This window comes from Streptomyces sp. NPDC050997 (assembly GCF_040660135.1).
Classification (GTDB): Bacteria; Actinomycetota; Actinomycetes; order Streptomycetales; family Streptomycetaceae; genus Streptomyces.
Genome location: NZ_JBFAGK010000016.1, coordinates 76537 through 92903 on the forward strand (window position 1 = coordinate 76537; position 16367 = coordinate 92903).

12 protein-coding genes and 1 pseudogene are annotated in these 16367 nt (G+C 68.6%); 8 read left to right on the forward strand and 5 right to left on the reverse strand.

The window, feature by feature from the left end; genetic code table 11:
- Positions 1-153: 153 nt before the first annotated feature.
- Complete coding sequence (locus tag AB0H86_RS30485) at positions 154-3048, forward strand: vitamin B12-dependent ribonucleotide reductase (protein WP_362445796.1); 2895 nt, start codon at positions 154-156, stop codon at positions 3046-3048.
- Positions 3049-3183: 135 nt separating this feature from the next.
- Here AB0H86_RS30485 and AB0H86_RS30490 read toward each other — a convergent pair.
- Both AB0H86_RS30490 and AB0H86_RS30495 read right to left on the reverse strand, forming a co-directional pair.
- A pseudogene (locus AB0H86_RS30490) lies at positions 3184-3618 on the reverse strand (MMPL family transporter); the annotation flags it as partial.
- A gap of 23 nt (positions 3619-3641) precedes the next feature.
- The gene (locus AB0H86_RS30495; RefSeq protein ID WP_362445799.1) at positions 3642-4175 is read right to left on the reverse strand and encodes a TerD family protein; all 534 of its coding nucleotides are present in this window, start codon (positions 4173-4175) and stop codon (positions 3642-3644) included.
- A 149-nt stretch (positions 4176-4324) separates the two neighbouring features.
- On the opposite strand from AB0H86_RS30495, the gene AB0H86_RS30500 reads away from it, so the two are divergent.
- From AB0H86_RS30500 to AB0H86_RS30510, 3 genes are all read left to right on the forward strand, one after another.
- Positions 4325-4930, forward strand: a complete 606-nt coding sequence (locus AB0H86_RS30500) for a YdbC family protein (RefSeq protein ID WP_362445802.1) — start codon at positions 4325-4327, stop codon at positions 4928-4930.
- Between the two features lie 118 nt (positions 4931-5048).
- Positions 5049-5708 (forward strand): histidine phosphatase family protein, encoded by a 660-nt coding sequence (locus tag AB0H86_RS30505; RefSeq protein WP_362445805.1) that lies wholly within the window; start codon positions 5049-5051, stop codon positions 5706-5708.
- Positions 5709-5720: 12 nt separating this feature from the next.
- Positions 5721-6626, forward strand: coding sequence for an ADP-ribosylglycohydrolase family protein (locus AB0H86_RS30510; protein ID WP_362445808.1), 906 nt, complete (start codon positions 5721-5723; stop codon positions 6624-6626).
- A 378-nt stretch (positions 6627-7004) separates the two neighbouring features.
- On the opposite strand, the gene AB0H86_RS30515 is transcribed toward AB0H86_RS30510, so the two are convergent.
- On the reverse strand, positions 7005-8552 hold the full coding sequence (locus tag AB0H86_RS30515; RefSeq protein WP_362445811.1) for an MFS transporter: 1548 nt from the start codon (positions 8550-8552) through the stop codon (positions 7005-7007).
- 184 nt (positions 8553-8736) lie between these two features.
- On the opposite strand from AB0H86_RS30515, the gene AB0H86_RS30520 reads away from it, so the two are divergent.
- The 3 genes from AB0H86_RS30520 (at position 8737) to AB0H86_RS30530 (ending at position 10851) form a co-directional block, all read left to right on the forward strand.
- Entirely contained in the window at positions 8737-9357 is a 621-nt protein-coding gene (locus AB0H86_RS30520) for a TetR/AcrR family transcriptional regulator (protein ID WP_362445814.1), read from the forward strand.
- A gap of 82 nt (positions 9358-9439) precedes the next feature.
- Complete coding sequence (locus tag AB0H86_RS30525; protein WP_362445817.1) at positions 9440-10141, forward strand: ribonuclease HII; 702 nt, start codon at positions 9440-9442, stop codon at positions 10139-10141.
- A 68-nt stretch (positions 10142-10209) separates the two neighbouring features.
- Entirely contained in the window at positions 10210-10851 is a 642-nt protein-coding gene (locus AB0H86_RS30530) for a hypothetical protein (protein ID WP_362445820.1), read from the forward strand.
- 403 nt (positions 10852-11254) lie between these two features.
- On the opposite strand, the gene AB0H86_RS30535 is transcribed toward AB0H86_RS30530, so the two are convergent.
- Positions 11255-11890 carry a hypothetical protein gene (locus tag AB0H86_RS30535; RefSeq protein WP_362445823.1) on the reverse strand — a complete coding sequence of 212 codons (636 nt, stop codon included), beginning with the start codon at positions 11888-11890 and terminating at the stop codon, positions 11255-11257.
- A 302-nt stretch (positions 11891-12192) separates the two neighbouring features.
- A complete protein-coding gene (locus tag AB0H86_RS30540; protein WP_362445826.1) occupies positions 12193-14364 on the reverse strand; it encodes a RecQ family ATP-dependent DNA helicase in 2172 nt (723 codons plus the stop codon).
- Positions 14365-14505: 141 nt separating this feature from the next.
- Between AB0H86_RS30540 and AB0H86_RS30545 the strand changes: the two genes are divergently transcribed.
- A complete protein-coding gene (locus AB0H86_RS30545; protein WP_362445829.1) occupies positions 14506-16212 on the forward strand; it encodes a DUF4192 domain-containing protein in 1707 nt (568 codons plus the stop codon).
- The last annotated feature ends 155 nt before the right edge of the window (positions 16213-16367 follow it).

The window sequence follows — 16367 nt, forward strand, 5'->3', positions numbered from 1 at the left end:
GACCGGAGCCTCGGGCTGCGGATCCGGCCGGGCGGCGGCGAGGAGAAGACCTGTTGCGGGCCGTAGCGAGAGGCGCCCGCAACACCAGACAGAACATCGTGCCCGGGAACATCGGGGCACTTCAGGGCGTTTTAGCCCGTACAGGGAGGCGGCATGACAGAGACGGCGAGCGGTCCGGCACGGAGTTCCCGCGCCAAGGGCACCAAGGCGACCAAGGGACTGCGTATCGAGCGCATCCACACGACCCCCGGCGTGCATCCGTACGACGAGGTGTCCTGGGAGCGCCGTGACGTCGTCATGACCAACTGGCGCGACGGCTCGGTCAACTTCGAGCAGCGTGGCGTCGAGTTCCCCGGCTTCTGGTCGGTGAACGCGGTCAACATCGTCACCAGCAAGTACTTCCGCGGTGCCGTGGGCACCCCGCAGCGTGAGGTGAGCCTCAAGCAGCTCATCGACCGCATTGTGAAGACGTATCGGAAGGCGGGAGAGGACCACAAGTACTTCGCCTCGCCCGCTGACGCGGAGATCTTCGAGCACGAGCTGGCCCACGCCCTCCTGCACCAGATCTTCAGCTTCAACAGCCCCGTCTGGTTCAACGTCGGCACTCCTCAGCCGCAGCAGGTCTCCGCCTGTTTCATCCTGGCCGTCGACGACTCCATGGAGTCGATCCTCGACTGGTACAAGGAAGAGGGCATGATCTTCAAGGGCGGCTCCGGTGCCGGCCTGAACCTCTCCCGCATCCGCTCCTCCAAGGAGCTGCTGTCCTCCGGCGGCAACGCTTCGGGCCCGGTCTCCTTCATGCGCGGCGCCGACGCCTCGGCCGGCACCATCAAGTCGGGTGGCGCCACCCGCCGCGCCGCCAAGATGGTCATCCTCGACGTCGACCACCCCGACATCGAGGACTTCATCCAGACCAAGGTGAAGGAAGAGGAGAAGATCCGCGCCCTCCGTGACGCGGGCTTCGACATGGACCTGGGCGGCGACGACATCACGTCCGTCCAGTACCAGAACGCCAACAACTCGGTCCGCGTGAACGACACGTTCATGAAGGCCGTCGAGGCGGGCGGGAAGTTCGGCCTGACGTCCCGCATGACCGGCGAGGTCATCGAGGAGGTCGAAGCCAAGAGCCTCTTCCGCAAGATGGCCGAGGCCGCCTGGGCCTGCGCGGACCCCGGCATCCAGTACGACGACACCATCAACCACTGGCACACCTGCCCGGAGTCCGGCCGCATCAACGGCTCGAACCCCTGCAGCGAGTACATGCACCTGGACAACACGTCCTGCAACCTCGCCTCGCTGAACCTGATGAAGTTCCTGAAGGACGACGGCGAGGGCCACCAGTCCTTCGAGATCGAGCGCTTCTCGAAGGTCGTCGAGCTCGTCATCACCGCGATGGACATCTCCATCTGCTTCGCGGACTTCCCGACCCAGAAGATCGGCGAGAACACGCGCGCGTTCCGCCAGCTCGGCATCGGCTACGCCAACCTCGGTGCCCTGCTGATGGCGACCGGCCACGCGTACGACTCCGACGGCGGCCGCGCCCTGGCCGGCGCCATCACCTCCCTGATGACCGGCACGTCGTACAAGCGTTCCGCCGAACTCGCCGCGGTCGTCGGTCCGTACGACGGCTACGCCCGCAACGCGCAGCCGCACCTGCGTGTCATGAAGCAGCACTCCGACGAGAACGCCAAGGCCGTCCGCGTGGACGACCTGGACACGCCGATCTGGGCCGCCGCCACGGAGGCCTGGCAGGACGTCCTGCGCGTCGGTGAGAGGAACGGTTTCCGTAACTCCCAGGCGTCCGTCATCGCCCCGACCGGCACCATCGGTCTCGCGATGTCCTGCGACACCACCGGCCTTGAGCCCGACCTCGCGCTGGTCAAGTTCAAGAAGCTGGTCGGCGGCGGCTCGATGCAGATCGTCAACGGCACCGTGCCGCAGGCCCTGCGCCGCCTGGGCTACCAGGAGGAGCAGATCGAGGCGGTCGTCGCCCACATCGCCGACAACGGCAATGTGATCGACGCCCCCGGCCTCAAGCACGAGCACTACGAGGTGTTCGACTGCGCGATGGGCGAGCGCTCCATCTCCGCGATGGGCCACGTCCGCATGATGGCCGCGATCCAGCCGTGGATCTCCGGCGCACTCTCCAAGACGGTCAACCTGCCGGAGTCGGCGACCATCGAGGACGTCGAAGAGGTCTACTTCGAGGCCTGGAAGATGGGCGTCAAGGCGCTCGCCATCTACCGCGACAACTGCAAGGTCGGCCAGCCCCTCTCCGCGAAGACCAAGGAGAAGGAGAAGGTCGAGGTCACGGAGAAGGCCGAGGAGACGATCCGCGCGGCGGTCGAGAAGGTCGTCGAGTACCGTCCGGTCCGCAAGCGCCTCCCCAAGGGGCGCCCCGGCATCACGACGTCCTTCACCGTCGGCGGTGCCGAGGGCTACATGACCGCCAACTCCTATCCGGACGACGGTCTCGGCGAGGTCTTCCTGAAGATGTCGAAGCAGGGCTCCACCCTTGCGGGCATGATGGACGCCTTCTCCATCGCGGTCTCCGTCGGTCTCCAGTACGGCGTGCCGCTGGAGACGTACGTCTCGAAGTTCACGAACATGCGCTTCGAGCCGGCCGGCATGACGGACGACCCGGACGTGCGGATGGCGCAGTCGATCGTCGACTACATCTTCCGCCGCCTGGCGCTGGACTTCCTGCCCTTCGAGACGCGTTCCGCGCTCGGCATTCATTCCGCCGAGGAGCGTCAGCGCCACCTGGAGACCGGTTCGTACGAGCCGTCCGAGGATGAGGTCGACGTCGAGGGCCTGGCCCAGTCGGCGCCGCGCGCCCAGGAGCTGAAGGCCGTCGCCACACCGACGGCCGAGGTCGAAGCGGCCAAGCCCGCCCCGCAGCAGGCCCACACGAGCGCCGAGCTCGTGGAGATGCAGCTGGGTATCCAGGCGGACGCCCCGCTGTGCTTCTCCTGCGGTACGAAGATGCAGCGCGCCGGTTCCTGCTACATCTGCGAGGGCTGCGGCTCGACCAGCGGTTGCAGCTGATTCTGGGCACCCCCCGGGTGCGGATCTGATGGTCAGGGCGGTGGCGCCGGTTTCTCGGCGCCACCGCCTTCGGCGTTTGTGACGCCCGGCCGTTGTGCCCGAATGCGACAGGGGCCCGCGTAAGTGGTCTGTCGCGGCGTAGACGACCGCGGAACCGGCGGTGCCGTGCCCGCGGCCCGCCCGGCCGCCTCCTGGGGGCGGTGCCCCTGGCCCGCTCCTCGCGGTAGCGGGAGACCACGAACAGGGAGTATTCGATGCCGACCGCGAGCCCGAGCATCATGGCCAACTCGCTGGTCGTCGAGGACAGACCGAAGACATGGCCCAGGGCGCTGATCGAGGCGATGCTGATGCCGGCGCCGAGAAGGGTGGTGAGCAGCAGCAGCCCGGCGGCGGCCAGTGAACCGAAGGTGATCAACACCACCGCGGCGATGCCGACCGTCGCCACGGGTCGTCGATGGCCGCGCGGTTCACGGCCGAGGTGACCTTCTGCCCGTCCGCGACGGCGAAGACGATCCGGGCACTCGCACCGTCCGCCTCGGCCCCGGGGAACCGCTGGTTGATGTGGTCGAACGGCGGGAAGAGGAGGCCTCAGCTCAGGGGTTGCGCACCCGGCCCATGGTCGCGCTGAAGGTCGCCGGGTCGTCCTCGAAGCCGTTGAGGCCGGGGTGGAAGTCCCACGTGCCGGTTTCCTGGCGTACGAACTCGGCGACCGTCGACGCGGTCGCTCCGAGTACATCGCCGAAGTCGTCCTCGGCCAGGACGGTGTACCCCTCGCGGATACGCAGAGCCGGATTGACGACGCTGACGAAGGTGCGGCGGTCCGGGTGCTGCTGGATGACGACGCCGACCACCACGCGCGCGTAGCGGGCGTCGAGCCGGTCGAGTTCGACCGTCATGACCTCGTCCCAGCCGAAGCCCTTGCCGTCCTTGCTGTCACGGTTGAGGTAGATGGTGCCGTCGGGGGAGCGGCTGTCGAAGTGCACCACGTTGGCGGGAACTTCGTAGGGATCGCTCGCGAGATAGGTCGCCGCCACTATGTCCAGATCGGTCGGCGGCTGCCCCGCCGCACTCGGGTCCCATTTCAGGGCGATCTCGACCTTGCGGATCCCCTTGCTGAGGCCGTTCACCAGACTTCCCCTTCACCGTATGGCGCCGGCCCGAAGTGCCGGGCAGGCAAGGCAGGTTGTCCATCCTGCCACGCGCGCGGGTGAGCTTGCGGGCCAGTTCTCCTTACGAGAGTGACCAACGCCACGCTCCGTGGCCTTACCATGGCGCGGTGCTGGTCAAGTGGATTCGCTGCACCGTGGTGGACCGCCGCGGTTTCGAGCGGGGGCAGCGGAAGTGGGCGGGGCTTCTGGGGGAGCCGGGGTTTCGGGGACAGGGTGGTGGCTGGAGCCGGGGGCGGCAGGGTGTGGCGCACGTCTTCGCCTTCTGGGAGAGCCGTGCTTTCTACGACTCCTTCATGGCGCGATCCCATGATCGGCTGGCGGCGGCCCAGTCGGGCACCTTCAAGGACATCCAGGTCAAGCTGTTCGACTACCGCTTCGACGTGAAGACCGGCTTCGAACCCCGGTTCACGGACGCCGACCTGGTACGGGTCGCACTCTGCCGCGTCCACGAGGAGCGCGCCGAGCACTTCACCCTGATGCAGGAGAAGGTCTGGAACCCTGCGATGGCCGGTTCTCCGGGCATGATCCGCGGCCTGTTCGGCGAGGCGCCGGGCCATGAGTTCCTGGTGCTGTCGATGTGGCGGTCGGCTGCCGAACACGGCAAGTACCGGACCGAACGCGTGGAGCGACTCGCCCTGCGGGCTCAGACGGAGGCCGACATCGCCTCTTTGACGGGCGACATCGTGGAGCTCGAACCGACCTGGATCGTTTGAATCGGGGCCTGTTATTCGTGCGTCCCGACGCGGCCCGGGGGGCGGGAACTGTGTGACCTACGCCGTATGGGGGCCGTAGTGGTGCTCGACAGGGCCTCACCCGATCTAGGGTTTTGGCATGGCACGACCACGGCGCATCGTCCTTGTCCGGCACGGCGAGTCAACGGGCAATGTTGATGACACCGTTTATGAGCGCGAACCCGACCACGCCCTCGCCCTGACGGAGAGGGGGCGGCAGCAGGCAGAGGAGACCGGCAAACGGCTGCGTGAGGTCTTCGGCCGCGAGCGGGTCAGCGTGTACGTCTCCCCCTACCGACGCACGCACGAGACGCTACGAGCCTTCCACCTCGACCCCGCGGTCATACGGGTGCGCGAGGAGCCCCGGCTGCGTGAGCAGGACTGGGGAAACTGGCAGGACCGCGACGACGTCCGCCTCCAGAAGGCCTACCGGGACGCCTACGGGCACTTCTTCTACCGATTCGCCCAGGGCGAGTCCGGTGCCGATGTGTACGACCGGGTCGGCGGCTTCCTGGAGAGTCTGTACCGAAGCTTCGAGGCGCCCGACCACCCGTCGAACGTGTTGCTGGTCACCCATGGTCTGGCCATGCGGCTGTTCTGCATGCGCTGGTTCCACTGGACGGTCGCGGAGTTCGAGTCGCTGGCCAACCCGGGGAACGCGGAGATGCGGATGCTCGTTCTCGGAGACGACGGCAAATACGCGCTGGACCGGCCCTTCGAACGCTGGCGGGACCCCGAGCCATACGGAATCACCGGATAGAGTGACAGAGCGATGACCACTGACTTCCCTCCCGAAGGCCGCCTGGAGCGCGCTCTGGCGAGCCTGCGCGGACTGGCTGTGGGGGACGCGCTGGGCTCGCAGTTCTTCGTACCGGTGAACTACCCGCTGCTGAAGGAGCGCGAGCTGCCGTCCGGGCCCTGGCAGTGGACCGACGACACGGAGATGGCGTGCTCCGTGGTCGCTGTTCTCGCCGACCATCACCGCATCGACCAGGACGCCCTGGCCCGCTCCTTCGCCGAGCGCCACGACTTCGACCGCGGGTACGGCCCCGCGGTCAACCGCTTGCTGCGGCTGGTCCGAGAGGGCGGTGACTGGCGCGAGCTCGCCTCCGCGCTCTTCAACGGACAGGGATCGTGGGGCAACGGCGCCGCGATGCGCGTCGCGCCGTTGGGCGCCTGGTACGCGGAGGACCCCGAGCAGGCGACCCACCAAGCGGAGATCTCGGCCTACCCGACACATCAGCACCGTGAGGGTGTGGTCGGTGCCATGGCCGTCGCCGCTGCTGCCGCGCTGGCCGCTGCTCCGGGCGGACCGCCGACACCCGAGATGCTCCTCGACGGCGTCATCGCGCTGGTCCCGAAGAGTGCTGTCGGCGCGGGCCTGCGACGGGCCCGGGACATGCTCGACTACGCGGATCCCGCCACCGTCGCGGCCGTACTGGGCTGTGGGCGGCGCACCACGGCCCACGACACCGTCCCGTTCGCACTCTGGTCGGCGGCACGGTCTCTCGGGGACTACGAGCAGGCGTTCTGGGCGACCGCGCAGGTCGGCGGCGACGTGGACACGACCTGCGCCATCGTGGGCGGAGTGATCGCGTCCGGGAAGGCGGGGGCGCCGCCTGCCGACTGGGTGGCGCGGACGGAAGCCGTGCCTGGGTGGGTTCCTGCCTCTGCCTGACGGGGCCTTGCGCTGTCTCGCCCACGCCTGCGGTCGTCCACCCGGGCGCGAGTGTCGACATGCGTCGAAACTCTCTGTGTGTGCCGGGAACTCTGAGTGACCGCTCGGGCGTTCTCGTGGCATCCGCCGTGTGAGGCATGGCTCATGTAAGGCGACTGACACGTGGGCCCGGAGGAGGTGATCATGCAACTCGTACTGGATCTCGTGGTGCTGGTGCTGGTGCTGGTGGCTCTGGCGGTGAGGTTGGCGTGGGCAGTGCCGGTGGTGCCGGTGGTGCCGACGTCAGCTCCCGGTGCGCGGAGGGCCGGACCGGCGTCCTCGCCAGCCGTTCCCTGGACTCGATCCGGCCATCCGTGGCTTTTTGTGGGGCGACCCGGGTCAGCCGAGGCCCGGTCCGGCCGTGCCGGCGAGAGCCTCCAGATCGCTCTTGCGGACCTTGATCACCAACCAGGCGGTCGCGAGGGCGAGTACGGCCATCGCCGCAGCCGCGATGAAGCCCGTCGAAATGCCCTGGGCGAGCACCTCATGACCCCAGGGCGCCGGCAACTGCTGCGTCTTGGTGAACTCCGCCTTCTGCTCAGCGGTCCCGTCGGCGAGGAACTGCGGCAGTTGCTTCTCCGCCTCGTCCTTGCTGGCCGAGCCGAACACCGTGGTCAGGATGGACAGGCCCAGCGAACCTCCCACCTGCTGCATGGCGTTGAGCAGTCCGGAAGCCGCGCCGGCCTCGTGCTGGGCCACGCCGGAGACAGCGGTGAGCGTCAGCGTGACGAAGTTCAGGCCCATACCGAAGCCGAACACCAACATCGGCCCGAGGACCCCGCCGACGTAGGAGCTGTCGGAGCTGATGAGGGTCTGCCAGGCCAGTCCGATCGTTGCGAGCGCCGAACCCACGAGCATGAACGGCTTGGGGCCGAGGACCGGCAGGAAACGCTGCGACAGGCCCGCGCCCAGCGCGATCACGACCGTCACCGGCAGGAAGGCGAGACCGGCCTTGATCGGGCTGTAACCCAGCACGTTCTGCACGAAGAGAACTATGTAGAAGAACATGCCGAACATCGCCGCGGCGAGGCTCAGCATGATCACGTACGTGCCCGAGCGGTTGCGGTCGGCGAACATCCTGAGTGGCGTGATCGGTTCCTTTGCACGGGACTCGACGAAGGCGAAGGCCAGCAGCAGAACCACGGCGGCCCCGAAGGAACCGATGGTCAGGCTGTCCCGCCACCCGCTGTCGGCCGCCCGGATGAACCCGTAGACGAGCAGGGCCATTCCCGCGGTCGAGGTGAGTGCGCCCAAGATGTCGAAGCGGCCGGTGTGCCGCTCGGACTCGCTGATGTACAGCGGTGTGAGCACGGCGATCAGTACACCGATGGGCACGTTGACGAAGAGCACCCACCGCCAGTCGAGCCACTCCGTGAGCATGCCTCCGGCGAGCAGACCGATGGCACCGCCACCTGCGGAGACCGCGGCGAATACGCCGAAGGCCCGGTTCCGTTCCGGCCCTTCGGGGAACGTGGTGGTGATGAGGGCCAGCGAAGTGGGCGACGCGATCGCGCCACCCACGCCCTGCAGGACACGGGCTGCCAGCAACTGCCAGGGTTCCTGGGCCAGTCCACCGAGCAGCGATGCGAAGGTGAACAGCAGGATGCCGACCATGAAGACCCGGCGCCTGCCGAGGATGTCGCCGGCCCGGCCGCCCAGGAGCAACAGTCCGCCGAAGGTGAGCGTGTAGGAGCTGACGACCCAGGTGAGGTCGGTGGTGCTGAACTTGAGCGCGTTTTGAATGTGCGGGAGTGCGATGTTCACAATCGTCGCGTCGAGTACCACCATGAGTTGGCAGGCAGCGATGACGGTGAGCGCGAGGCCGGGATGTCCCTCCCGGCGGGCCGTACCTGGTTTCTGATCCTGAATCAACTGAGAGGTTGTCACTATGGGTCCCCCACAAATGCCTTAGTGAACGATTGCGTTCACTGTCGCGTCAACGGTAGTGAGTCCCCACTAGTGAACGCAAGCGTTCACTCTCCTCGTTGTCGCGCGTTACATTCCCTCTGTCGTCGCGCAGTGCTCCCCGTCCCCCGAAATCCCCGCTCCCTCGTTTGCTGGAGACGCTCAGATGGTTACCTCGCACTGGACGGCCACCCCCGCTCAGGCCTCTCTACGCCGACGTGGCGCCGTGCTTGAACGGGCGATCCTCGATGCCGCCCTGGAGCAACTCAGTACGGTCGGCTGGAAGGGGTTGACGATGGAAGGTGTCGCCGCAGGCGCTCAGACGGGCAAGGCCGCCGTCTATCGACGCTGGCCGTCCAAGGAGGACCTGGTCGCGGACGCGCTGCAGGCCGGACTCCCACGGCTTGAGGACGCCCCCGATCTGGGAGGCGTGCGGGAGGATCTCCTCACGCTGTGCCGACGAGCCCGCGACGCGATGTTCTCCAGGCCGGGGTTCGCGCTTCGCGCAGTGATTCACGAATGCGATCCGGCGCAGGCGGAACGTCTCCATGATGTGATCATCAAGGGGGTCGTCGAGCCCACGGTCAAACTGCTCCGAGAGGTGATCACCCGCGGAATCGAGCGGGGTGAAGTGCGATCCGATGCCGCGAACGGCTACGTCTTCGATGCCATCCCGGCGATGATGATGTATCGCGCCAAGCTGTGCGCGAGTGAATGGAATGATAGGGATCTGGAGGAGCTGATCGACCAGTTGATGCTTCCGCTGCTGCGGCCGACGCGTGGATGAGTGGGGCGTGCGGCGGCGGTGAAGTCCTTCAAGGAAACCGGGGTGTCGGACGGTGATCCGAGCGGCGTAGGCTAAGGGCGCCATGCCGTACGAACCTCCTACTCACACCGTCGAGCGCTCCCTCCGCGCAACAACCGGAGCGAAGATCATTGCCGGGATCGACGAGGTGGGACGCGGCGCCTGGGCCGGCCCCGTCACCGTCTGTGCGGCGGTCACCGGTCTGCGTCGACCTCCCGAAGGCCTCACCGACTCCAAGCTGCTCACCGTCAAGCGACGCACAGTTCTCGCCGAGGCGCTGCGTGGATGGGTGACGTCATACGCCCTGGGGCATTCCTCTCCGGAGGAGATCGACCAGATGGGGATGACGGCCGCCTTGCGCGTGGCGGCTGTGCGCGCCCTGGAGGCCCTGCCCGTCCGTCCCGACGCGGTGATCCTCGACGGCAAGCACAACTACCTCGGATCGCCGTGGAACGTCCGTACGGTGATCAAGGGCGACCGTTCGTGTGTGGCTGTCGCGGCGGCGTCCGTGATCGCCAAGGTTCAGCGCGACAAAATGATGGCCGAACTGGGCATCGACCATGCAGACTTCGACTTTGCGGGCAACGCCGGGTATCCGTCGCCCGTACACAAGGCCGCACTGGCGGAGCGGGGCCCCACCCCGTACCACCGGTTGTCGTGGGCGTATCTTGATGCGCTGCCCCGGTGGCAGCACCTCAAGAAGGTCCGCAGCTGGGCGGACGGAAGCGTTCCGGAGATTGAGGGGCAGCTCGGCTTCGATTTCTGACGACTCCGCTCGCACTCATGTGCCACCCGCCGAGGCGAGCCGTACCAATGTTTGATAAATATCAGCTCATGCCTCTCATTCCCGAGGAGCCTCAGATTCACGAGAGTGCCCAGGGTCCCCGCGTCACTCCGGCCAGTGGCCGTACCGCGCCGACCCCCCATCCTGTACCTGGTCCCCGCCCCGCGGCGCATCCGCGTCCCGGTCGCCCCGGCCCGCTGCGGCCGGCGCCCCCGGTGCAACGTTCGCCGCATGACGTGGCCGTGGCCAAGCCCGGACCGTCGGGCCCCGCCACCCCTGTCGCGGCCGCTCCTGTTGCGGCTGCCCCGCAGATCCAGCTGATCCCGGCCTCTGCCGAGGGTGCGCTCGATGCTGCCGAAGAAGCCGTCGACCTGCTCCTGGACGCGGGACGAGCCCCCGGTGATGTGCTGGTGATCACCACCGGCGAACAGCACCCGTGGGCCGTCCATGAACTGTCCTTCGGTGAAGCCTCCTACTGGGCACAGCACGACGCGGGCGACGACGTCTTCTACATGGACGCCGCCGTCGCCTCCCGCGCCGCCACTCGCCCCGTGGTCGTGGTCGCCGTCAACGGTGGCCCCGGTGCGGCTGCGGCCGACGCCCTGCCGCTGGCGCACGCCCGGGCCGGTGCCCTGCTGATCGTCTGCGGCGACCCGCAGCAGATCAACTCGATCCTGGCAGCGGGCGTCTGACCTGCATCCGGCACGTCCCTGGGGGCGGAGTGGGACAAGGTGCCGTCTCGGCGGCACCTGCACGGCGGACGTCTCGCCCTGCCCACATCGCCCCTTGGGTGCTTTCGCCTCTGCGGAGGACGGGAGGGTGGTTCCGGGGGCGCGCCCCCGGGCCCGGTCCGTGAAGCCGTCCGCCGTCACGAGGCTGACGTGGTCTGCGAGGTGGAGGCCCGGCGCATGCGGTGGGTGCCGAGAGCTCGTTCGTCGTGCGAGTGAGCTCTTTGCTGTACCGCCGGCGCCGGAGCGATCCCTACCGCCCAGTGGCTTGAGCCCTCGCATGGAACAGTCCCCACGGCGTGCTCATAACGCTGCGGGGACTGTGCATGACACGGGCACGCGCCCGGGAACCGGCCCGCCGCCGGCGTCAGCGGGCCGCCGCGCGGCGCAGTACCTCTGAGGCGGCGCCACCTGTACGCGGTAGCGGAGGCGGTGCCTCGGACAGACCGAAGGGCTCCGGAGTCGAGTCCGTGTTCGGTCGGCGCCCGCCTCGGCCCTCGCCCAGAACCTGCCAACCGTCCCGGGTCAGCGTGATGTACGCCCCGCAGCGCAACCCGTGCAAGGTGCAGGCATCACGCAGCCCCCACATCCACGCACCGTCCTCTTCCGTCCAACGCGCGTCGCCCTCACGGCAGTAGAGCAGCACGGCGGTGCGCACGGGCGTGCGCCGCCGCAGATCGTGCGGGATCACTCGGCGCAGTTGGGCGAGCAGCATGTTGCGGAACATCCAGCCGTCCGCCGGCGCCGAGCGGCGGGTGAACGAGGCGCTCGCCGCCAGCCGCTCGTCGGGATCGAGGACTGCCAAGATCGCGGTCTCCGGTCTTGGGCGATGCCGTGTGTGCAGCCCGCTGACGACCTCGCGAGGATTGCGCAGCAGGGGGATCCCTGCGGCGGCCCACTCCGCGGGTTCGAGCATGCGAGCCAGAGAGTTGGCGGGTGCGGCGGACAGATCGGCAGATGACGACGTCGACGCCGCGGAGGACGGAGCGAATCCGAAGGTCACGGTCCTCCCTTCGGCTACGCGCCCACACTGCGGGCGGGGTCGGATTCAGGGGAGCGCGCACCGCAGCAAAGCCCTACCGGGCCACGGGTGAGCCGTGCGGGGAGCGGACTTCAATTCTTCCTGTCGAACTTGGTTGCGGCAACGAGCAATTGGGCCTACCGACCCTTATTTAGAGGTTTGTGATTTATATCCCTACCCAGTGTCCCCCGGGGGCCAGGCTTGGGACGATCGAGCACGACACGTTCGTACAGCGAAACGGGCTCCCGAGGTGGGGATTGGATCTGTCGAGGTGTGGCGCGGACTCAGCCCCGTACAGCCAGGACCAGTGGCAACACCCCCTGTGCGCCGGACCGCAGGAGCTGGCGGGCGGCCACGGCGACGGTCCAGCCGGTCTCGGTCATGTCGTCGACGAGCAGCACGGGGCCGTCTGCGGCTTGGAGCGCAGCCCGTAGCGACGGGGGCACTGTGAGCGCTCCGCTCAGGGCTCGGAGGCGTTGGGCGCTGTTGGAGCGGGGCAGCGGCAGATCCGCCGCGTCGTCCGTGTACGCCAGTGACCCCAGCAGCGGCAGGCGTCCGATCGCGGAGATTCTGGCGCCGAGCGACTCGATCAACTGTGGCCGGGTGCGCGAGGGCATGGTCACCACCCCGGCCGGGCGCGGTGGAGCGTCCGACGCTCCCGACGCCCAGCCGTCCGGCGCTTTCGCCCAGTCGGCCAGCACGGTCACGACGGCGGTCACCACATCGTCCGGGGCGGGGGCGTCCGGGGTCTGGGGGGCGAGCAGCGGGCGGAGTCGGTTCCCCCAGCCGATGTCGGAGAGCCGGCCGAGTGCCCGGCCCGGTGTGGACTGTTCGGCCGGCGGGATGCGGCCCTTGAGATCGACGCCGATGGCGGGAAGGCCGGTCGGCCACATCCGGCGAGGCTCCACCACGACGCCGGCCCGGGCGAGCGAGCCGCCGGCCGTATCCAGGGCGGCGGGCGAGACCTCGGCCGTGAAACGGGGACCGGCACAGTTGTCACAACGGCCGCAGGGTGCCGCTTCCTCGTCGTCCAGCTGCTGCCGTAGGAACTCCATCCGGCAGCCGGACGTGGTGGCGTAGTCGCGCATGGCCTGTTGCTCGGTGGCGCGTTGCTTGGCGACCCAGGCGTAGCGCTCCGTGTCGTACGACCAGGGGGTGCCTGTGGAAACCCAGCCACCCTTGACGCGGTGGACGGCGCCGTCCACGTCGAGGACCTTGAGCATGGTCTCCAGGCGGGTGCGGTTCAGCTCGACCAGCGGCTCCAGCGCGGGCAGCGAAAGCGGTCGGTCCGCGCGTGCGAGGACATCGAGGGTGCGGCGGACGGCCTCCTCGGGCGGAAAGGCCACTGAGGCGAAGTAGGCCCAGATAGCTTCGTCCTCGCGGCCGGGCAGGAGCAGTACTTCGGCATGCTCGACACCGCGTCCGGCCCGGCCGACCTGCTGGTAGTAGGCAATCGGGGAGGAGGGCGAGCCGAGGTGGACGACGAAGCCAAGGTCCGGTTTGTCGAACCCCATGCCGAGTGCGGAGGTGGCCACCAAGGCTTTGACCCGGTTGGCGAGAAGGGCTTCCTCGGCCTGCTGTCGCTCGGCGTTCTCCGTCTTGCCCGTGTACGAGGACACGGTGTGCCCGCTCTGGCGCAGGAAGGCGGTGACCTCCTCGGCGGCGGCCACGGTGAGGGTGTAGATGATCCCGGACCCCGGTAGATCCCTAAGGTGATCGGCAAGCCATGCCAGCCGGTGGGTCGCGTCCGGCAGTTGCAGCACGCCGAGGCTCAGGCTCTCGCGGTCCAACGGGCCACGCAGCACCAAGGCGTCCGAGCTGGTTCCTGTGCCGAGCTGCTCGGCCACGTCCGCGGTGACCCGGGCGTTGGCGGTGGCGGTCGTGGCGAGCACCGGAACGCCCTGCGGGAGATCGGTGAGCATCGTGCGCAGCCGGCGGTAGTCGGGCCGGAAGTCGTGGCCCCAGTCGGAGATGCAGTGGGCCTCGTCTACGACGAGGAGCCCGGTGGCGGCGGAGAGTTCGGGTAGTACGTTGTCCCGGAAGTCCGGGTTGTTCAGTCGCTCGGGGCTCACCAACAGGACGTCGACCGTGCTCGCGGCGACCTCGCCCCGGATGGTCTCCCACTCCTCGGTGTTCGAGGAGTTGATGGTCCGGGCGCGGATGCCGGCGCGGGCGGCCGCTTCCACCTGGTTGCGCATGAGCGCGAGCAGCGGAGAGACGATCACGGTCGGTCCCGCCCCGCGCTCCCGCAGCAGGGCGGTCGCCACGAAGTACACCGCGGACTTGCCCCAGCCCGTGCGCTGCACGACGAGAGCGCGGCGCTGGTCGGCGACCAGCGCCTCGATCGCCCGCCACTGGTCCTCGCGCAGCCGGGCCGAGCCAGTGCCGTCCCCGACGAGTCGGGCGAGGACCGCATCGGCGGCCGCACGCAATTCCGCGTTGCTCGTGTGCGTCATGCGTCCATACAACAGGACGGTTCTGACAGGCGGGCTGACGCATGTGGAAAAGCCAGGACCGTGAGCGTCCATTGATGTGTCCCTGATTGGACTTATCCACAGGCTCAAGCGGAACTTCGCGATCCGCGAGATCGTCTGCGCATGACGAATCACAGCGAAACGACTGGATCTGCCGACAACGGCGACATCGACGGACAAGACGGATACAGGGCGCATGGAGAGCAAGGCGCGGGCGGCGAAGACGCCGGAGCCGGCGAGCAGCACGTCGAATGCGTCACGTACGACGCTCACGGAAGCGATCACCAGGTCACCCTGCGTACACCGGGCGAACTCGCCGACGCCCTGCCCTATCTCCTCGGATACCGCCCCGAGGACAGCATCGTCCTGGTCGCCCTGCACGACCGAGGCGGACGCGGCCGCTTCGGAGGGCGGGCCCGGCTCGGCATTCCCACGAACGAGGACGACTGGGACTCCGCGGCGCGGCAGCTGGCCCAGGGCTTGATCACGGGCAGCGAGAGGAGGGGGGCCAAGCCGGAGCAGATGGTCGCCTACCTCTGCCAGGAACCGGCAAAGGGCGAGTCCGGGCAGCGGGTGATGCAGCGGCTGACCCGACTCGCCGGGCTGATGCGCACGGAGTGCGGCCGACTCGACGTGCCCGTGATCGAGGCGCTGTGCATTTCCGACGGGCGCTTCTGGTCGTACTGCTGCCCGAGCGAAGGGTGCTGTCCGGCCGAGGGACTTCCGATGGGACTGCCTGGCACATCGGTGCTGGCGGCCGCCGCGACCTACGCCGGGCTGCAGGTGCGCGGCACACTGCGCGAGTTGCGGGGCAGGCTGCTGCCGTGGGAGACCTCAGCGGCGTTGGAACAGGAGATCGTCCTGGACACCACCAGCATGGCGCAGGTCCCCAGGATGTTCGACGAGGCCGGCCGCGTGGCCGTGGCCGAGGAGACGATGGAGCTCGCCGAGCGGATCATGACCCGGTTCACCGAGACGCCACCCGTCTCCGACACTCTCGATGCGGACCTGCGCGACGACGCACTGCTCGGACATGAAGAAGCGGCCACGCTGATCCTCGGCCTCCAGGACCGCACGACCCGTGATCGGGTCGCCGAGTGGATGGAGGGCGACGAGGCCGGCCCGGCACTACGCCTCTGGCGCGCCCTGGCCCGCCGCTGCGTCGGACCGTACGGCGAACACGCGGCGGCGCCGCTCACCCTCGTCGGCTGGGTCGCGTGGTCGACCGGTGACGAGATCGAGGCCAGGGAAGCCTTGGCCATGGCGCTGGGTGCCGACCCTGATTACCTCTTCGCCCGGCTCCTGCACCAGGCCTGCAACGAGGGCCTGGACCCGGAGTCCATCCGGCGCTGCCTCCGTGCGGAGCGCGAGACGCGCAGTGTGAGTGCGCGGTCACGAGCCGGAGGAACCGGGGTGGCGCAGGAGGCCGAGGCCCTCGCACAGCCGCTCGACGAAGCAACGACCCACCAGGAAACCGACGCCACCGCATCACAGAGCGTGCCCAGCGACATCGGTGCGGAGCCCTCGTCCCCCTCACCCGACGCATCCCCCCGACGCCGACGACGGACACGTTCCGGAGCCCTTTCTGACAGCCACCCTCGTCTCTCGGGAACGGGAGGACGACCATCGGAAAGGGACGAGCCCCGCGACCGCGCACGGCCTGCGGTCGGTTTGCGTCCCAGTGCCCCGCGAAAGGGAGGAACGCGTCATCGGTCCCCGTGGAAGGACAGCTCGCAGCCCCGCCCCTCGGGGAGGGAGAACGCGCGAGGCCATGGCGCCCGCTCCGAAGGCGTGCGGCCGGGAGGTGATGCCACCGAGGGGACGCCATGAGGCACTCTCGGCTCAGGAGGGGCCCTCTCCAGCGGCTGGGTGACCGATTGCGGCGGACGGCGGGCGCACTCCGGCGGACAGTGGGCAGCTGCGGGATGCCCTCCCACAGCTGCCCGTCCCGCCGCTGGTCGGTCGGCTTCCGCGACCGCGGGCGT